14 protein-coding genes are annotated in these 17,107 nt (G+C 69.7%); 7 read left to right on the forward strand and 7 right to left on the reverse strand.

The window, feature by feature from the left end:
• Positions 1-264: 264 nt before the first annotated feature.
• The 4 genes from HET64_RS06175 to HET64_RS38790 all read right to left on the reverse strand — a co-directional run bounded on the left by HET64_RS06175 (position 265) and on the right by HET64_RS38790 (position 4,464).
• Complete coding sequence (locus HET64_RS06175) at positions 265-417, reverse strand: hypothetical protein (protein WP_215103036.1); 153 nt, start codon at positions 415-417, stop codon at positions 265-267.
• A gap of 229 nt (positions 418-646) precedes the next feature.
• A complete protein-coding gene (locus HET64_RS06180) occupies positions 647-1,873 on the reverse strand; it encodes a putative PEP-binding protein (protein WP_215103019.1) in 1,227 nt (408 codons plus the stop codon).
• Positions 1,874-3,775 carry an FAD/NAD(P)-binding protein gene (locus tag HET64_RS06185; RefSeq protein ID WP_215103020.1) on the reverse strand — a complete coding sequence of 634 codons (1,902 nt, stop codon included), beginning with the start codon at positions 3,773-3,775 and terminating at the stop codon, positions 1,874-1,876.
• Positions 3,776-4,020: 245 nt separating this feature from the next.
• A complete protein-coding gene (locus tag HET64_RS38790) occupies positions 4,021-4,464 on the reverse strand; it encodes a carboxymuconolactone decarboxylase family protein (RefSeq protein WP_308369834.1) in 444 nt (147 codons plus the stop codon).
• An 809-nt stretch (positions 4,465-5,273) separates the two neighbouring features.
• Here HET64_RS38790 and HET64_RS06195 point away from each other — a divergent pair.
• A complete protein-coding gene (locus HET64_RS06195) occupies positions 5,274-6,077 on the forward strand; it encodes a TIGR03084 family metal-binding protein (protein WP_215103021.1) in 804 nt (267 codons plus the stop codon).
• 602 nt (positions 6,078-6,679) lie between these two features.
• On the opposite strand, the gene HET64_RS06200 is transcribed toward HET64_RS06195, so the two are convergent.
• Both HET64_RS06200 and HET64_RS06205 read right to left on the reverse strand, forming a co-directional pair.
• Positions 6,680-8,335: an FAD-dependent oxidoreductase gene (locus HET64_RS06200; RefSeq protein WP_215103022.1), complete on the reverse strand. Its 1,656-nt coding sequence runs from the start codon at positions 8,333-8,335 to the stop codon at positions 6,680-6,682.
• Positions 8,332-8,922, reverse strand: coding sequence for a DUF5987 family protein (locus tag HET64_RS06205; protein WP_215103023.1), 591 nt, complete (start codon positions 8,920-8,922; stop codon positions 8,332-8,334). Before HET64_RS06205 ends, HET64_RS06200 begins: the two co-directional genes overlap by 4 nt.
• A 373-nt stretch (positions 8,923-9,295) precedes the next feature.
• Here HET64_RS06205 and HET64_RS06210 point away from each other — a divergent pair, with 373 nt between their 5' ends.
• Positions 9,296-10,012 (forward strand): helix-turn-helix transcriptional regulator, encoded by a 717-nt coding sequence (locus HET64_RS06210; RefSeq protein ID WP_215103034.1) that lies wholly within the window; start codon positions 9,296-9,298, stop codon positions 10,010-10,012.
• A gap of 480 nt (positions 10,013-10,492) precedes the next feature.
• Here the strand turns inward: HET64_RS06210 and HET64_RS06215 are convergent, their stop codons facing one another.
• On the reverse strand, positions 10,493-10,921 hold the full coding sequence (locus HET64_RS06215) for an SgcJ/EcaC family oxidoreductase (RefSeq protein WP_215103024.1): 429 nt from the start codon (positions 10,919-10,921) through the stop codon (positions 10,493-10,495).
• A 582-nt stretch (positions 10,922-11,503) separates the two neighbouring features.
• Between HET64_RS06215 and HET64_RS06220 the strand changes: the two genes are divergently transcribed.
• The 5 genes from HET64_RS06220 to HET64_RS06240 all read left to right on the forward strand — a co-directional run.
• Positions 11,504-11,971 carry a thioesterase family protein gene (locus HET64_RS06220; RefSeq protein WP_215103025.1) on the forward strand — a complete coding sequence of 156 codons (468 nt, stop codon included), beginning with the start codon at positions 11,504-11,506 and terminating at the stop codon, positions 11,969-11,971.
• A gap of 153 nt (positions 11,972-12,124) precedes the next feature.
• A complete protein-coding gene (locus HET64_RS06225; protein ID WP_215103026.1) occupies positions 12,125-13,108 on the forward strand; it encodes a DUF1702 family protein in 984 nt (327 codons plus the stop codon).
• Between the two features lie 90 nt (positions 13,109-13,198).
• On the forward strand, positions 13,199-14,167 hold the full coding sequence (locus tag HET64_RS06230; RefSeq protein WP_215103027.1) for a DUF1702 family protein: 969 nt from the start codon (positions 13,199-13,201) through the stop codon (positions 14,165-14,167).
• A gap of 12 nt (positions 14,168-14,179) precedes the next feature.
• Positions 14,180-16,111 carry a CRTAC1 family protein gene (locus HET64_RS06235; protein WP_215103028.1) on the forward strand — a complete coding sequence of 644 codons (1,932 nt, stop codon included), beginning with the start codon at positions 14,180-14,182 and terminating at the stop codon, positions 16,109-16,111.
• Positions 16,108-17,107, forward strand: a 1,000-nt coding sequence (locus HET64_RS06240) for an enediyne biosynthesis protein (RefSeq protein ID WP_308369838.1), incomplete at its 3' end; no start/stop codon positions are given. The genes HET64_RS06235 and HET64_RS06240, both read left to right, overlap by 4 nt.

The following is a 17,107-nucleotide window of genomic DNA, read 5'->3' on the forward strand; positions in this document are numbered from 1 at the left end:
GCAACCGGTGACGATCGCTCGCCGAGCATGGCCGGGGCGATGGCCACGCCCACTGCCGCGACGTGGCCGACGACGCCGAACACGGTCCGGCGACCGGGAACCAGCGTATGCGGCGCGGCCGTCCCGGGTGTGGACGCGTGCCCGACGACAACGCCGTGGGAGGCGTCTGCGCCGAGGGCGGTGCCAACCGCACCAGCGCCTCCCGCCAGGAGACGCCTTCCGGGCCCGGCCCCGGAAGTCCCCACCGACCTGATCCGGACGAGGTCACAGCCGCTTGAGCCCGACGTACTGGAGGGCTGCGAAGCCGCCTACCGTCAGGCTCTGCCACACGATCCAGACCGCACCGACGCCGGTGAAGGCTCCCGTCCGCTCCGAACACGTCCATGAGGGGCCGTCGGCACGCTGGATGCCGTACACATCCTTGTTTCCGCTCGACCTTCGGGAAGGCGGACGATTCTTCTCATGGGGCAGTGGTCCCCGACGGGCACAGCGCGGCGGGCTGACGGCAGTCGAGATCCGGCTCCTCGGGCACGGTCCCACCGGGTAGGTCCGGGACACCGGTCGCCGGCGCCGCACCGGCCGGTGCGAACGTCACCGCCGGACCGTCACCGAGCTGAACTGCCCCGCCTCGCGCCGACTGTTGCGGTCAGGTCCTGGTGGAATGGCGCAGGAGCAGTTGCCGGAGTTCGGCGGTGCACATCATGTACCCGTCGGGGGTGGGCAGGTTCTCCAGGTAGTAGTCGAGATCGGACGCCAGGGAGAAGACCCTCACCGGGGTACCCGCGGCGCGGCTGCATTCCACGACCCTGCGCACCCCGTCCAGGACAGCCGGGTGACGGGTGCTGTAGGAGTCGGCGACCAAGTGGTTGCCGCGGTCCGCCGCCAGATAGAACTGCACCAGGTCCTTGATGCCGACGAACAGTTCGCTGACACCGGCCGCGCACATCGCCGGGGTGGCGTGAACGGCGGAGGGCGTCTCGATGAACGCGGACAGGGGGGCCTCGTCCGGCAGGTCGAGGTGTGCTCGGAGCTGCGCGAACTCGGTCTCGTCGCGGACGAACGGCACCGAGAGCACCACCCTGTCGGCTTGGTCGCCGAGCTGCTTGCGCAGCGTGGAAAGGACGACGTGCAAGGCGTCGCGGTAGGCGACGGAGCGCAGCAGCCAGCGGGCGCCGTGCAGCCCCATCTCGGGGTTCGGCTCCACCGCGACCGGGGTGATCTCGCTGACTTCGGCCGCGTGGTCGGAGCGCAGGTCGAGCATCCGCAGGATCAGGCGCTGGCCGGGCAGGAGCGCCTCGACGAAGCTGCGGAGCCGCCCTCCGATGGCCTGTCCGTAGGCGGTGATGCCGGCCGGGCCGCCGGCCATGGCGTCGAGCGGGCTCAGGCCCAGCGCGAGGCAGAGGAACTCCTCCCGGATGAAGAAGGACTCGACCCGTGCGGCGTCCGGCCCGGAGGCGTTGATGGTGGTGATGTCCTGCAGGTCCGCGATGACCGCGCACGCCGAGCCGAGGTCGTCCATCGCGGACCTCCCGGTCCCGGCCCGCGCCGACGCCTCAGGTCCGACGACGATCGACGCGCTCTCCAGGTACAGCGTCACCTCGCCGACCAGGTCGGCGAGGTCCGCCTCGTCGACACGCAGGACAGGTATCCCTCTGCCACGGCACAGGGACTGCATGTGGCCGGTCAGTCCGCCGGAGCCGCAGACCACCGCGCGTGCGGCCACGATGGCGTCGTACATCCCTGCCTCAAGGAAGGGGGTGACGAGGATGCTGCCCTCATGTGGAACTCTTGTCCGATTACAGGTGCCCCGGAGCACGCTCTCGGTGCCGCCGGCCAGAAGAAACCCCAGAATCCGTCGCCTGTTCCCGTTCAACTAGCCCTCCGGATTGTCGACGTTCCCGATCCCCAGTTGTCGACGTAGCTGCCGTGGCGTCACGGAGACGTCGTTGAGCCGTTCCACAGCGACCCGGTTGACGACCGCCCTCATCAGGCGGTCGGGCCGGGAGACAACTGCCGGGAGTGCCGGAAGACCGCCCATGGAGAGGATGCTCGCGGTCAAGCGGGAGTCGAGCGCTTCTCGCTTCCTCCGTTCGCGCGTGGCCAGCCTCCGCACCTCCAGTACCACAGCCTCCTCCAAGGCCGCCCGGTCCGCTTCCTCCGGATTGCTGGCATAGCTCCGGTAGTGGGGGTGCAGGGCCGCGATGTCGCTCAAGCCCTCCTGTCGCAGTTCCAACTGCTCGGTCACATGGGCCGCGACGGAGACCGAGTGGTTCTTGATGGCGGCGAGGTTGAACGCGAACGCGCCCGTTCGGCCGTGCCGGACGATCTCGTCGCCCTCCCTCAGCACGCCGATCGCAGAGACCGGGCCGACCGGTCGCCCGTCGGCGTCCAGCAGGGTCCCGCACGCGTCGACCTCCAGGCCGCGCCCGGTGCGCGCGTGGGGGGTCGCGATGCTTTTCCCCAGAAGCGCTCGCCACAGCGGCTGTCCGACCTTGGCGTAGTCGGACTCCCTGCCGAAGTTGGACACCACCAGATCGGCCTCGACTCCGTGGCCGCCGTGCTGCCCGGCGACCGAGACCAGCAGCCGCCCCGACCTTGTGGGCGTGATGGCCCGCACCTTGCCGACGACCAGTTCTACCGACCCCTCCGGTGACCGCATCGCATGCTCGATGACCGCCATCGTGTACTCCACGGCGCCGACGCGTAGCGCCGCGATGGTGGTGGCGAACTCGTCCAGCAGGAGGCGCAGTTCCTCATCCGGGATACGTTCGATGATCTCGGGGAGGTACGGCTCCCACGCTTTGGCGACGCGTTCGGGGACGATGACGGAGGCGATGCCGGGGTGCCTCTCGCGGACCATCGAGCACGCCGCGCGCCATGCGGCCCTGCCCCGTGCCAGGAATTCCTCGCGGTCGCGGTAGGGCTCCATCAGGGCCTCGGGGCGGGGCAGGCGCAACACGCCGTGTTCGTGGGTGCCGGGATAGGTGCGGAAGATCGTTCCGGACTGGGAGATGAGGCGGATCTGCCCTGTGTGGCCGTTGCGCAGCAGCAGTCCCGCCGAGTCGTACGCACTCAGTACGGATCCGACGATGGCGACGGTGGATTCGGGCGGGAGCTGGGAGAGCGTGCGGATTCCGGCCGCGGAGTACGGGTTGCGTACGAAGGAGGGGTGTCCGGAGACCTCGACGGCGAAGGGCGGATCCTTGAGTTCGAGGCCGGTGGCGAGGACCACGTGGTCGGCGCCGACCACCTTCGTGTCCGGGAGCGGACCGGAGCGCACGCTGTCGAGTCCGGTCGCGGAGAGGCCGCCGACGGTCACCTCGTAGCCCCGGCCGCACGCGTCCATGTCGAGCGCCTCGCCGTCCGCTTCGACGAGGACGACGCCGGGGCAGGACTGTCTTCTGGCCTCGGCGAGCCGGTCGGCGAGGTAGTCCTGGAAGATGCGCCGGGGAGCCGGGCCTTGTTCGGTGAACGTGTGCCCGGCCCAGTGCTGCGGCCAGTCCCGGCGGTCGGCCTCCTGGTTGGCCCAGCTGATGAAGTCGAGGACGTCCTCGCGGAATACGGACATCCGGCCGGCCTGGATGTTGAAGACGTAGTCCCAGGGGTTGCCGTCACGGTGATAGGCGACTCCGGCGGAACGGTAGTCGGGGCGGCGCTCCAGAAGAACGATCTCCAGTGGTCTTCGCGCGAAGTGGAGGAGCCGGATCGCCGTCGCGGTGCCGGCCAGGCCGGCACCCACGATGAGCACTCTGGGGCACGCGCCCGTTCGATTCATGTGGCCTCCCCGCTGAACCGGGGGCGCCCGGCGGTGCCGTCCCCACCGGTGCCGTGTACTGACCGGATGTTGTGCGAGAGAACGTCGGCTCGACCGTGCGAACGGCCGCCCCGGATCGGCCCGGGCCGGCGGCCGGTGGTATCAGCCGTCGAGGCCCGGGGCTGCCGGGACATCGAGTTCCGTACGGACGTCATGGTTTGAGTAGTTGGTATGGAGGCTCACCGCCACGTGAGCGAACACCTCGGTCAGCTGGGTGTCCGTCCAGCCCGGGCAGCGGCCTCGTCCCACGCCGCGTCGGACGCCTCGCCGACCTCGCCGGCAACCTCCCTCGCGACCTGGACCAGGGCGTCGAGCTTCGGATCGTCGCCGCGCTCTCCGGGCCGGATCGCCACGGCCTGCTCCTCCGTGAAGCCCGCCGCCCTTGCCGACACCGTGTGTGCGGACTGGCAGTACGCGCCGGCGTCGACCGCTCCCACGGCCGGGCCTATCGCCTCGCAGGTGCGGGCGTCGAAGGTGCCGTGCTCGGCGGTGGCCGTGCTCATCGCCGCGTAGGTCGCCAGGACCACGGGCGAGTGGGCCATCCCTCCGTGGATGTTGAGCACCCTCCCGAATCGCTTCTCCCGGCGGCGCGGAGTCTCCCCGCCGGGTGCGGGCGCGCTGTCGACGGCGTGGACAGGAATCCGCGGCACGGGAATGACTCTCCTCGCAGTGGTGGGAGCTACTCGTCGGCGCAGTCTGCCGAAGCGGCGGAACCGGCGGTCGACCCACGGCCGACTTTCGGCCACATCCCCGTCGTTCCGAACAGCCTGGCTCGGTGAGGAGCGGGCCGAGCAGCCACGGCAACCGCCGCTCGGGTCAGGCCGGTGAGCACCTCTCCGGCTCCGCGACGCGGAGGAGCCGACGGGGCTCTCGGATCGTCCGTCCGGGCCCGGGGCGCCGACGACGGCCTGTTGCTCCTGGCCCGTGAGCTCGGCTCGTCCAGCAGGCCCTCCGTGTGCGCTACGGGAGCGTACGGGGCGCGGAACGCGGCAGGCTGCGATCGCCCCGGTGGGGAAGCGTACGGCCGGGAAGGGGGCAGGGGTTCGGCCTTCGCTTCCAGAGGCCTTTGAAGTCCTTCGTAGACAGGGGAAGTTGACGCAAAGACACCCCTGCGCGGCAGCGCTCGCAGGCTGCGGTCGTCATGGCGGAGGGGTTCCGGGACGGTCGCGGGGCTCCTCGCCGACGCGTCCTCCGGGGGCGGTCGAAGGCTTCCCCGGGCATTCCTGCCACTGGACGTCTTCGGCCGTGGCCCTGTGTCGCGGTCGGGCCGGCCGACTCCGGATTCTTCCCTTCCTCCACTGGATGCACCGGCCTCCTCGCACCGGCCGTTCCGCCGGCCGCAATCGTCGGCCACAGCGCTCAGCAGTCTGGGAGAAGACACTGAATCCCTGCTGGACCAGGCTGGATCCCGTATCCGCGACACTGACCGCAGACCCCCGAGCAGAGACGAGAGCGAGCGATGTCCGACTTGGCGAACGTGCTCAAGGACCTGGCGACGGCGGGAGACGAGACCGACCGTATGGTGGCCGACCTCGACGACGCCCAATGGGCGCTGGACACCCCGGCCCCCGGCTGGACGGTTACCGACCAGATAGCCCACCTCGTCTTCGTCTACCGGCTCGCCGGTACGGCGGCGGCCGACCCGGAGGCGTTCCGGGCCATGACCGAGAAGGCTTCCGGCGACTTCGACGGAGCGGTCAACGCCGCACTGGCCGCCTACAGCTCCGGCACCCCGCAGGCACTCCTCGACCGCTGGAGCGCCGAGCGCGCGGCTGCCATCGAGGCGCTCGCCGCCGTCCCCCCGGGACAGACGGTGCCGTGGCTGGTGAACCCGCTGCCGCCGGCCGTGCTCGCCTGCGCGGGCCTCATGGAGACCTTCGCCCACGGTCAGGACATCGCCGACACCATCGGCGTGCGCCGCGATCCGGCTCCGTGGCTGCGCCACGTGGCCGGATTCGCCGTGCTGACCCAGGCCTTCGGCTACGAGGCCCGCGGCCTGACCCCGCCCAGTGAGCCTTTCCGCTTCGAACTCACCTCTCCGACAGGCGAGTTGTGGGAGTACGGCCCTTCGGAGGCGACCCATCGGATCACTGGTCCCGCCCATGACTTCTGCCTGCTCGTCACCCGGCGTCGCCACCGCGACGACCTTGCCCTCACGGCCACCAAGGGTGCGGCGGATCACTGGCTCGACATCGCGCAGGCCTACCGGGGCCCGGCCGGAGAGGGCCGCAGGCCCGGCCAGTTCTCCGACACGTCCCGGTGAGGGTCGGACGCCCGTGACCGCCCCGCCGAACCGGGGCACGTGAGACCTCTTCCCCTCGACGCCCCGCCGAGAACGCCGCGTGCCCGGTCCCGTAGCGGCTACGGGACCGGGCACGCCTGCGTCGTCTCCGCTACCTGTCGTCCGCGTGTAGCGGCTCCGGCCCCCGACCGCACACCCGGACGACTGTCCGCCGCGGGGCCCGCCCGGGGAGCGCCTCCACTCCTCCTCCGAGGCCACGGGCCGAAGCCGCGGGTCCTCGTGACGCGCTCGGCGCCGTGCGGGACAACGACCCCAGGGCGGCCGTGACCCCCGCCCGGCTCCGGGACCGCCCGGTGCGCGAGACCATCGGCACGGCCTGCCCGCGGCCGCGGGCCCCCGTCGGCGGCGGTGGGCCCGGTGAGGAACGTCCCGAGGACCTGCCGGACCGGGGGGCTTGCCCCGGCCGGCCTCGGCCATCGGCTCCGGGAGGCCGGTCCCTTCCGCAGGGCCGCGCTCCTGACGGGGCGTCGGCAGGTGCTCGTCGGTGCGGGACCACGGCGTGGGGCCGGGGTGGGGGGTGACCGGTGTGCGGCATCGTATCGCCGCACGGCTCCCGGGTGGCGCTATTTGCGGGTGAGGAACGGCAGTTGCGGGCGTACGCCGGCCCGGACGGAGACGTCTCCGTCCGGGGTGGGCGCGCCGTAGCTGACGTCAACACCCCGGTCGCGGGCCGCCTGGACGATGCCCGGGATGGCACGTTCGGCGAGCGCGGAGATGGTGAGCGCCGGATTGACGGTGAGGGCGCCCGGTACCGCCGAGCCGTCCGTCACGAAGATGCCGGGGTGGCCGCGCAGTTCGTGCCGGTCGTCCAGGGCGGAGGTGTGCGGGTCGTCGCCGATCCGGCAGGAGGCCAGCGGGTGGACGGTGTAGGCGCCCACCACATCGTTGGTCCAGGGCATCACGCGGGCCAGTCCGTCGCGTTCCAGGATGTCCTTGACGACCGCGTCGGACTCGTCCCAGCCGCGCAGGGTGTTGGCGGTGGGCCGATAGGAGATGGGGCCGCGGCCGAGCATCTGCTGGGAGATCCGGACGGCGTTCCCGGTCGGCGGCGGCGGGCCGAAGACGCCTTCGTTGTCGTCCTCGATCATCGTGAAAATGGTGAGCCAGGAGCGCCAGCGCCGGACCATCTCGGTCTTCTCCACGCCGAACCAGCTGGGTCCCTCGGCGTCGGGCACCTGAGCCAGGATGGTGCCGAAGCCCGGGGGGAAGTAGAGCTGTTCGAGGGAGAACCGGGAGTGCTCGGGCAGATTGCCGTCGAGGTTGTCCCAGCTCGCCACGACCGGGCCCTTGCCGATCTGGTTGGCGAGATAGGCGGTGCCGTCGCCGCGGTCCAGGCCCAGCAGGTCCCGGGCGCGTTCTTCGTCGATCACGGCGTTGTTGAGCCGCTCGCCGTTGCCGGAGAAGTAGCGTCCGACGGCGTGCGGCATCCCCCCGAGGTCGTCCGCGGAGCGCTGCAGGATGACCGGAGTCGCGCCGGCCCCCGCGGCCAGGATGACGATCTTCGCGTCGATGGCGCCGCTGCCGTTGCTCAGGCGGTAGTCCGTGTCGTCGATGGTGTTGAAGTGCACCCGGTAGCCGCCGCCGTCGGTGCGGGTGAGCTTCTGCACCTCGTGCAGCGGCCGCACCTCGGCGCCGTGGGCGCGCGCGGCGGGCAGGTAGTTCAGCAGGAGCGAGCGTTTCGCGTCGAAACGGCAGCCGGCCATCATCCAGTTGCAGTTGGTGCACTTGGAGTTGTCCACGGCGGTGGGGACGGGATTGGCGGTCCGGCCGGCATGGTCGCACGCCGCGGCGAACAGACCACCGGCGTAGCTGACGTCGTCCCAGCTCTGGGTGGAGACCGGCAACGCCTCGCTGACCACGTCGTACCAGGGGTCGAGGGTGTCACGGCTGATCGCGGCCGGCCACATCCGGCGGCCGATGCTGCCGGTGCGGTCGAACACGAAGCGGGGAGCCCTCGGCATCGCGGCGAAATAGACGACGCTGCCTCCACCGACGCAGTTGCCGCCGAGCAGGCTCATGCCGTCACCGACGGTGAAATCGAAGATCCGGGTGTAGGAGGAGCCGAGGAGGAAGTCGTGCTCGAAGTCCTGGGATTCCAGCCACGGCCCCCTCTCCAGCACGGTCACCTTCGCCCCGCCCGCGGCCAGGTGGTACGCCGCGATGGCTCCGCCGAATCCGCTGCCCACGATCAGAACGTCGGTCTGCTCGATAGCGTTCACGCCAGGCTCCCGGAGGGGGTCGTGTCGGGGTGGAGCCGGGCGAGAGGGCGACCGTAGGAGAACTCGGAGAAGCGCCACTGCCCGTCGTCGGACGGAGGTGCGAAGCCCAGGGCGGCCAGCCCCGGGTGCCCGGCGGCGATCGCGTCGGCGGTGTGCAGGTGGGCACCGGTGTCGAAGGCCATGTTGCTGAACAGGGCGAGGCTGACCCACAGATCGCGTTCGGGGTGGCCGGGGGCGGTCAGGATGACCACCAGTCGGGTGCGCTCGGCGAAGGACAGTGCCACGAAGGGCGGGACCTCGGGGTCCGGCTCGGCCGGCTCCGCGGCAGCGTCCGGCCGGCTCTGCGCGTGAAACTGTTCGGCGTGCGCGTTGAGGGCGTCGGCGAAGGCCTCCAGAGAGTCGGACATCCCGGTGGCGGCGGTCTGGAGCAGTTCGAGGGCTCCGGCAGCCACGGCCCCGGGCCCCGATACGACGCCGGCCACGGCCCGGTCCTGCTCGTTCCGTTTCGCTCCGGGAACTATGGTGTCGGCGAAGGCCTCCAACGTGCCGCTTTTGTCCTGATTTAACTTTGGCTGGCTAGAAGGCATTCCTTCTCCATTTCGGCGTGCGGGCCAGGCGGGAACTCGGCGGAGACGCGGTGCGCAAGGGATCCTCTCCGTGCATCGATCCTCGACTGCCGGAATGATCAAAGCATCTCCGAAATTGCTGTAACTCCGCACATCTAAAGGATTCCGCATATGCCCATGGGCCGTTCGCGGCAAACATCGATCGCGTGGTTGCCCAGCCCCCATACCGTCGCTAATACTGTTCGATGGAGCCGAACCATTTCGCTGGGCGGGATGCGATCGGCCCTGTGGGCTTGACCGGTCGATATCCGTCTCGACTTCGGAGGATAAATTGCACAGTGCACAGTGCACAGTGACAGGGATCGAGAGGGCCGTGGAGCAGTCGATCCGCATCATGCAGAGCAAGCTCTCGGAGCCCTTGAGCATCGATGACATGGCACGATTCGCCATGTACAGCAAGTTTCACTTCTCTCGAGAATTCCATCGGATCACCGGGATCTCGCCAAGGCGTTTCCTCTCCGCTCTGCGAATACAGGAGGCGAAACGCCTTCTGTTAACCACGGGGATGACGGTCACAGATATCAGCTGTAGCGTCGGCTACAGCAGCGTCGGAACATTCAGCTCACGGTTCGCGAACAGCGTCGGCCTCCCTCCTTCGATGTACCGCCAGGTCGGTGGATACACGAAGCAGATAAACGTCGCACAAAAGATAAGCGCAGGGGAGCGTGTGCGAGGTTTCGTCACAGCGCCGACCGTGGCCGAATTAGGGCTGATCTTCTTGGGAATCTTCCCGACGAGAGTGCCCGAGGGGCAACCCATCAGCTGCACGGTCCTCCGTACGCCCGGACCGTTCGAGATGGAGAACGTGCCGCCCGGCGTCTGGTATCTGCTGGGACACTCGGTGCCGGCCAGCACGCACGAGGCGCTGACCGACGGGCTGCCGATCCATGTGGGATCCATCGGTCCCCTGGAGATCCGTCCGCGAGTGGCGCACCCCGACGTCGAATTCCCGCTGCGAGGCGTGCGAGTTCTCGACCCGCCGGTACTGATGGCGCTCCAGAAGGTACGCTCCGCCGCCTTCGAGAACAATCTGGTGCGGCCCGCCGGATGAACGCCGGGTGCGGACGCCGGCGGAACGTCTTCGGGCGACCGGGACGGTCCATCCGGTGCGGACAGCACGCACCGGATCGGTACCACGGGCCCTGGCCATAAACCCCTCCCACTTTCTCCGGCTACCACGCCATCATCGAGGGCGCGATGCCGCCGGTGCTTCTTCGCCGTTGCGCCCGGAGGCGTGTGCCCCACCGCAGCACATTCGAAGAACGAGGCCGGCCCTCGCCCCCCGGACCGGCCCCGCGACCCACAACCCGACGAAGCCGCCTGCCGGCACGTCACAACGCGTGACGACACGTATCAGCGAGCGTCGTCAGGACGGCCGGTTCCGTTCCGGCGGGCCCGCTCCGTTCCCCGGCCCTGCCGGACCGCCGGTGTCCGGCAACGCCGACGGGGCCGCCCGAACGATGTGTCCGGGCGGCCCCGCCTTCTCGTCGCGCCCGGTGGGCCCATGGGTCGGGATGCGACGAGCCGTGGGTCAGGACGCGTCGAACGGGCTGTTCTGGTAGGCGGCCAGAGACCACACGCCGTCCTTGCCCCGCACCGCGACCCATGACGCGCGCACCCTGCGCTCGGGCCTGAGCGTGTCCTCTCCCGGCGCGCGGACGCCGCCCTCGGTGACCAGGACGGCCGCCTCGTCGCTGAGGAAGTTCACGGCGACCGGTGCGCCGACGACCTGGGTCCCCCGGAACGGGCCCTCGAAGGCCGCCGCCATGAAGGACCGGATGGCCTCCCTGCCCTGGCAGTGGACGCCGGGCATCACCATGCTGCCGTTCTCGGTGAAGATGTCGGCGAAGGCGGCGGAGTCATGGGCGGCCCACGCCGCCATGATGCGCTCCGGCAGGCCGGCGACGCCCTGCTCCCTCTCGTCGGCCGTGGTCGTGGTCGTGGTGTCGGTGGAGTTCATCGGGTTCCTTGCCTCCGTGATGTGAGCACGATGCCGAGGAAACCGGACGGATACGCATCCGGCTCGCTCAACTGTCTGGTGTGCGACGGCGGTTGCCGAGCAGGCCGCGTGGAACGCCGCCACCGGACCGGGCTGGGCCGACAGCGGCCCCGCCGTCGCCCGGTGCTGCCGCCGCCGTACGGTCCGGGCGGCCGATCGCTGGTGACCCGGCCGCCGGCCCGGGACTACCTCGATGCTCGCCCGCCACCTCGGTCGCGTACCACTCCGGGATTGCTCTGGATCCGCCGGGCGTGCCCCGGATGGTGCGGTTGCCCGGAGCCTGGATCCCTGAGCAAGCCGGGAGATGCCGACCGTCGGGCGATCCCCAATCGTGTCTGTGGGGTCCCATCCCCTGAATCGGGCCAACCCCGGTGGATCGACCCGATCGTGTCGTCACCCGCCCTCGCGGCGCACGAGCCGGTCGGCGACCCCGGCGGAGAGCGGCCTCCGGGCGGCGGTTCCCTCCCGGGCGCCGTCGGCGCCCGCAAAGAAGCAGGCTCGACCGGTGGCGCCTGCCCTGATGACGAAGGAAAGGGAAAGCCGATGGCCGACGCGCGGCCCTATTACGAACTGCGTCATCTCGTCGGATTCGAGGAGACCAACCTGGTCGGCAACGTCTACTACGTCAACTATGTTCGCTGGCAGGGGCGGTGCCGGGAGATGTTCCTGCTGGACATGGCGCCCGAGGTGCTCGACGACATCCGCGACGACCTGAAACTGTTCACCGTCTCGGTGGGGTGCGAGTTCTTCGCCGAGATCACCGCCTTCGACCAGCTCTCGATCCGGATGCGTCTGGAGGAGCTGACGCAGACGCAGATCGTCTTCACCTTCGACTACCTGCGGCTGCACGAGGACACCGAGAACCTGGTGGCCCGTGGCCGGCAACGGGTCGCCTGTATGCGCGGCCCGAACGGCGACACCCGTCCCACCAGGGTGCCCGAAGCCCTGCGGCAGGCCCTGGAACCGTACGCCGCACGGGTGTCGGCCTCGGTTCCCGCGAGCGGAGGCTGAGGCGGCGGGCACATCCTGCCGCCCGTCGAACCGGGCGGCAGCGGCCGGACCGTGCGCACCGGCGTTGCGCACTCCCGAAGATGCCCGGTCTGGACCGCAGTCCGACGATGAAATTCTCGCCACCCCCCGGGTGGCTGCCCGAGGAGGCACCGCATGGCATCGGCAATGGGTTCTCTGCGCAGACTTCTGATGGCCCCTTCCCTGCGTGACGTGAGCTTCGCCGGACGCGGATTCCCCGTGGCCGAGACCGCTGCCACCAGACAGCTGGAGACCATCCCGCAGGCCGTGGTGACCGGCTTCGAATGGGGCATCGAGTCCAAGAGCCTGTGGGAGACCGAGCGGCGGCTGTCGCTGGTCGACCTGGAGATGCAGGGCTTCGCGTACGAGGGCGCGGTCATGGCGTCGGTCATCCGGGACTCGATGCCCGGCCGCGGCGGACGCACCCGGGCACTGCTCCAGGGGAGCGGGCGGCGGCACATCTTCCTCAACTACATCGGCATCGGCTTCGCCATGGCCAAGCTGCCCCGGCCACTGTGGGGAAAGGTCATGCCCGACGATCTCGACGGCGAGGAGTTCTACCCGCCGATGAGCTGGCTCGCCATCGACGGGTACGGCTTCGACCGCGCCTACTTCGACCGTGCCCGCTGGGTCGACGCCCAGCGTCCGGACACTCCCTACGCCTGGGAGGGGCATCCGCACTACTTCCAACGGGCGGTGGACCAAGGCATCGGACGGGCCCTGTGGTTCATCCACGGCGCGGGCGTCGGGCAGGTCAGCGCCGCCGTGCGCGGCTTCGCCCCCGAGCGTGCGCCGGACCTGTGGGCGGGCGTGGGACTCGCCGCCACCTTCGCGGGCTGCTCCACGGCCGCCGAACTGGCGTCGCTGCGCGCCGAGTCCGGGGAGCTGAGCGGCCATGTGGCGCAGGGGTCCGTCTTCGCGGCGAAGGCCCGCCACTTCTCCGGCGTCGTGCCCGAGCACACCCGGGCCGCGCTCCACGCGCTGGCCGGGATCACCGTCGAGGCCGCGGCCGCGCTCGCCGACGACACCGCGCCCGCGCCGGGCTCGGCGAGGGATGTCCCGGCCTATGAAATCTGGCGCCGCACGGTGCGTGCACAACTCCTCGTGCCTACCGATTGAGCATTCCTGGAGTAGCCGAACGGGTAGCCGTATCACATATCTTCGTCCAACAACGGGAAATTCCGGCAAAGGATAGAGGGGCGGCCTTTAATGTCCATCTTGCGTGCGATGAGGCGCCGAGTCCTCACGCCAAATGTTCGGGAAACGAAACTGGAAAAACGCGGTTTCCACGTCAAGAACGCGGCGGCCAAACACCAGTTGGAAACGGTCGGGACGAGCTTCCTCCAGGGCTACGCCTACGCGGTCGAGGCGCGCACCGCGGACCAGGCGACCGACTGGCTGGAGACGGTTCCCCTGCCCTTCCGCGGGTTCGCGTACGAGGGCGCCGGCATGGGCGCCGTCATGCTCGACTCCCTGACGGGCGGCGACAAGCGGCTGACCGGCATCCTGGAGGGCAGGGGCCGGCACCACAACTACATGATCTACGTCGGCGTCGGCTGGGCGATGGCCAGGCTGCCGAGGTTCATGTGGCCCGACGTGAGCAGCACCGACCCGGTACTGCGCTGGCTGCTCCTGGACGGGTACGGCTTCCACCAGGCCTACTTCAAGACCGACGCCTACGTCCGCGACCCCGGCCTGGAACACCCTTTCACCTGGAAGGGCGGGCCGGACGCCTACAGTGCCCGCGTGATCGACCAGGGCATCGGCCGCGCCCTGTGGTTCGTCGGCGGTACCGACCCCGACGTCGTCGCCGAGCTCATCGGGGCCTACCCCGCCCACCGTCGCGGCGACATGTACGCCGGCGCCGGACTCGCCTGCACCTACGCGGGCAGCGTCGACGAGGACGAACTGCGGCGCTTCGCCAAACACGCGGGCGAGCATCTCCCGAACCTGGCGCAGGGCTCCGCGTTCGCCTGCGAGGCACGCGAGCGCGCGGGCACGACGACCGCCCACACCCATCTCGCCGCCCGCGTCCTGTGCGGCGGCCGGACACCCGGGGAAGCCGCCCGGGTGTGCGCCGACACGGCGCCCGAGAGCTGTGACGGCGGCGAGATCCCGGCATTCGAAATCTGGCGGCAGCACATCGCCGCAGAGATCACTTCCGTTCCGCACGCGTAGAAAGGCGCTGGCATGACACACCCGATTTCCTGGCTGCGGAAGCAGGCGCCCGGAGTCATCGCACTCGCTCTCATGGTCAGCACCTTTTATGTGGTGAAGCCGTACGAGTCGAGTGCTGCCGACAAAGCGGAGCTGGCGGAGAAGTTCACCTTCGAGCCGATGGCGATATCCATGCCGGGCGGCTACAAGAAACAGAGCGTCCGCAAGGTGAACAAGGCCTACAAGCACATCGAGGCGTGGATCTCCTCCGTCGGCGCGGGCGTCGCCATGAACGACATCGACGGCGACGGCCTGCCCAACGACCTGTGCATCACCGACCCGCAGATCGACCAGGCGGTGGTCACCCCCGCACCGGCGCCCGGTCGCGAGAGCGCGTCGTACGCGCCGTTCACCCTGGATATGTCTCCGCTGCCCAAGAGCGACATCATGGCCCCGATCGGCTGCGTCCCCGGTGACTACAACGAGGACGGCGCGATGGACCTGCTCGTGTACTACTGGGGCCGTACCCCGGTGATCTTCCAGGCGAAGAAGGAGCCCGGCAAGGACACCACGACCATGGACCCGAAGTGCTTCGAGCCCGTCGAGCTCGTCCCCGGCAACGGCGGTGGCGGGGAGTACGACGGACCGTTGTGGAACTCCAACGCCGCGACGGTCGCCGACTTCGACGGTGACGGGCACAACGACATCTACATCGGGAACTACTTCCCCGACAGCCCCGTCCTGGACGACACCGTGCACGGCGGCGTGACGATGAACGACTCGCTGTCCCACGCCCAGAACGGCGGCGGCGGTCACTTCTTCCGCTGGACCCCCTCCGGCTACGAACAGGTCGAGGACGTCCTGCCGAAGGGCATCGACCAGGGCTGGACCCTGGCCGTCTCGGCCACCGACCTGGACGGGGACCAGCGCCCCGAGATGTACCTCGCGCACGACTTCGGGACGTCGGCCCTTCTCTACAACAGGTCGACCCCCGGCACCTTCAAGTTCAGCGAGGTCAAGGCCAAGCACACCGCGACCACTCCGAAGTCCAAGGAGATCGGCCGCAGCTCCTTCAAGGGCATGGGCGTCGACTTCGGCGATCTGGACAACGACGGCCTCTACGACGCCTTCGTCTCCAACATCACCACCTCCTTCGGCATCCAGGAGTCCAACTTCGCCTTCATCGGAACGGCCCGTGACAAGGCCGACCTGCGCGCCAAGTTCCGCGACGGCGTCGCCCCCTACAAGGACGAGAGCGCACCGCTCAACCTCGCCTGGTCCGGATGGGGCTGGGACGTGAAGATGGGCGACTTCGACAACGACGGAATCCAGGAGATCACCCAGGCCGTCGGCTTCGTCAAGGGCAAGCGCAACCGCTGGGCCCAGCTCCAGGAGCTCGCCACCGCCAACGACGCGCTGGTCAAGCACCCCCGCTTCTGGCCCCGCGTGGAGGAGGGCGACGACCTCGCCGGCGACCAGCACATGCGCTTCTTCGTCCAGGAGAAGGACGGCGAGGCCTACAGCGACCTGTCCAAGCAGCTCGGTCTGGCCGTACCGGTGCCCAGCCGAGGCATCGCCACCGGCGACGCCGACGGCGACGGACGCCTCGACATGGTCGTGGCACGCCAGTGGGAGGACCCCGTCTTCTACTGCAACATGAGCCAGAAGACCGGCGGCCACCTGAACCTCAGCCTCACCGACGCGGGCGGCTCGCCCGTCATCGGCGCCCAGGTCACCGTGACCCTCTCCGACGGCAGCACCCGTCTGGGCCGGGTCGACGGCGGCAGCGGCCACTCCGGCAAGCGCAGCCAGGACGTGCACATCGGTCTCGGCCAGGAGGCCGAGGGGCCGATGCAGACCCGCCTGACCTGGCGTGACCGCACCGGGCAGGTGCGCAACAAGGATCTCCAGCTGACCCCCGGCCGGCACGCGCTGGAACTCGGCGCCGACGTGAAGGAGAAGTGACCGTGCCCGAAACCAAGACGCGCGCGGCAGCCGCGCCGCGGCACGACGTGAAGGTCGTCACCGCCCTGCGTCGGTTCGCGATCTCGATCTCGATCCTCAACATCGCCGGGTACACCTTCCTCGGCTTCGAACAGCCCTGGCTGTGGCCGTTCATCGCGGTCCTCACCGCCTACACGGTGGAGATCGCGCTGGAGGCCGTCAGCGCCCGCGGCGAGAAGCGGGCCCCCCGCTACGCGGGCGGCGGTTTCAAGGGCATGGTCGAGTTCCTCTTCCCCGCGCACATCACCGGCCTCGCCGTGAACATGTTGACGTACGTCAACGACCGCGTCTGGGTCATGGTCTTCGGCGTCGTCGTGGCCGTCGGCACCAAGTGGGTGCTCCGCGCCCCGCTCAAGGGCCGCATGCGGCACTACATGAACCCGTCGAACTTCGGCATCGCGATCATCCTGCTGCTCTTCCCCTGGGCCAGCATCGCCCCGCCCTACCACTTCACCGAGTACCTGTACGGCCCCGCCGACTGGGTCCTTCCGGCGATCATCCTGGTTCTGGGCACCATGCTGAACGCGAAGCTGACGGGCCGTATGTGGCTGATCGGCGCCTGGCTGATCGGGTTCGTCCTCCAGGCGGTCATCCGCGGCCTGGTGACGGGGACCTCCATCCCGGCGGCGCTCGGCATGATGACCGGAGTGGCGTTCATCCTCTTCACGAACTACATGGTCACCGACCCCGGCACCTCCCCCTCCAGGCGTTCCTCCCAGATCGCCTTCGGCGGCGGCGTCGCCACGATGTACGGGGTGCTCACGGCGCTCGGCATCGCGTACGGCATCTTCTTCGCCACCGCCCTGGTCTGCCTGATCCGCGGCGGCTACCTGTGGGGCCTGCACTTCAAGGCCAAGCAGGCTCCCGCCGCGGCCGAACCGGCACAGCGGGCCCAGGCACAGCGGGCCCAGGCGGAGCCCGCGGAGCAGACCGCCGCCGCCTCCGCTCCCCCTCCCC

The organism is Streptomyces sp. McG3, assembly GCF_018619185.1.
Classification (GTDB): domain Bacteria; phylum Actinomycetota; class Actinomycetes; order Streptomycetales; family Streptomycetaceae; genus Streptomyces.

Bases quoted from the DNA above. Each gene is read 5' to 3' on its own strand.
- HET64_RS06185 (WP_215103020.1), bottom strand. From the start codon at position 3,775: ATGAATCGAACGGGCGCGTGCCCCAGAGTGCTCATCGTGGGTGCCGGC.
- HET64_RS06195 (WP_215103021.1), top strand. From the start codon at position 5,274: ATGTCCGACTTGGCGAACGTGCTCAAGGACCTGGCGACGGCGGGAGAC.
- HET64_RS06205 (WP_215103023.1), bottom strand. From the start codon at position 8,922: ATGCCTTCTAGCCAGCCAAAGTTAAATCAGGACAAAAGCGGCACGTTG.
- HET64_RS06210 (WP_215103034.1), top strand. From the start codon at position 9,296: ATGCAGAGCAAGCTCTCGGAGCCCTTGAGCATCGATGACATGGCACGA.
- HET64_RS06215 (WP_215103024.1), bottom strand. From the start codon at position 10,921: ATGAACTCCACCGACACCACGACCACGACCACGGCCGACGAGAGGGAG.
- HET64_RS06220 (WP_215103025.1), top strand. From the start codon at position 11,504: ATGGCCGACGCGCGGCCCTATTACGAACTGCGTCATCTCGTCGGATTC.
- HET64_RS06225 (WP_215103026.1), top strand. From the start codon at position 12,125: ATGGCATCGGCAATGGGTTCTCTGCGCAGACTTCTGATGGCCCCTTCC.
- HET64_RS06230 (WP_215103027.1), top strand. From the start codon at position 13,199: ATGTCCATCTTGCGTGCGATGAGGCGCCGAGTCCTCACGCCAAATGTT.
- HET64_RS06235 (WP_215103028.1), top strand. From the start codon at position 14,180: ATGACACACCCGATTTCCTGGCTGCGGAAGCAGGCGCCCGGAGTCATC.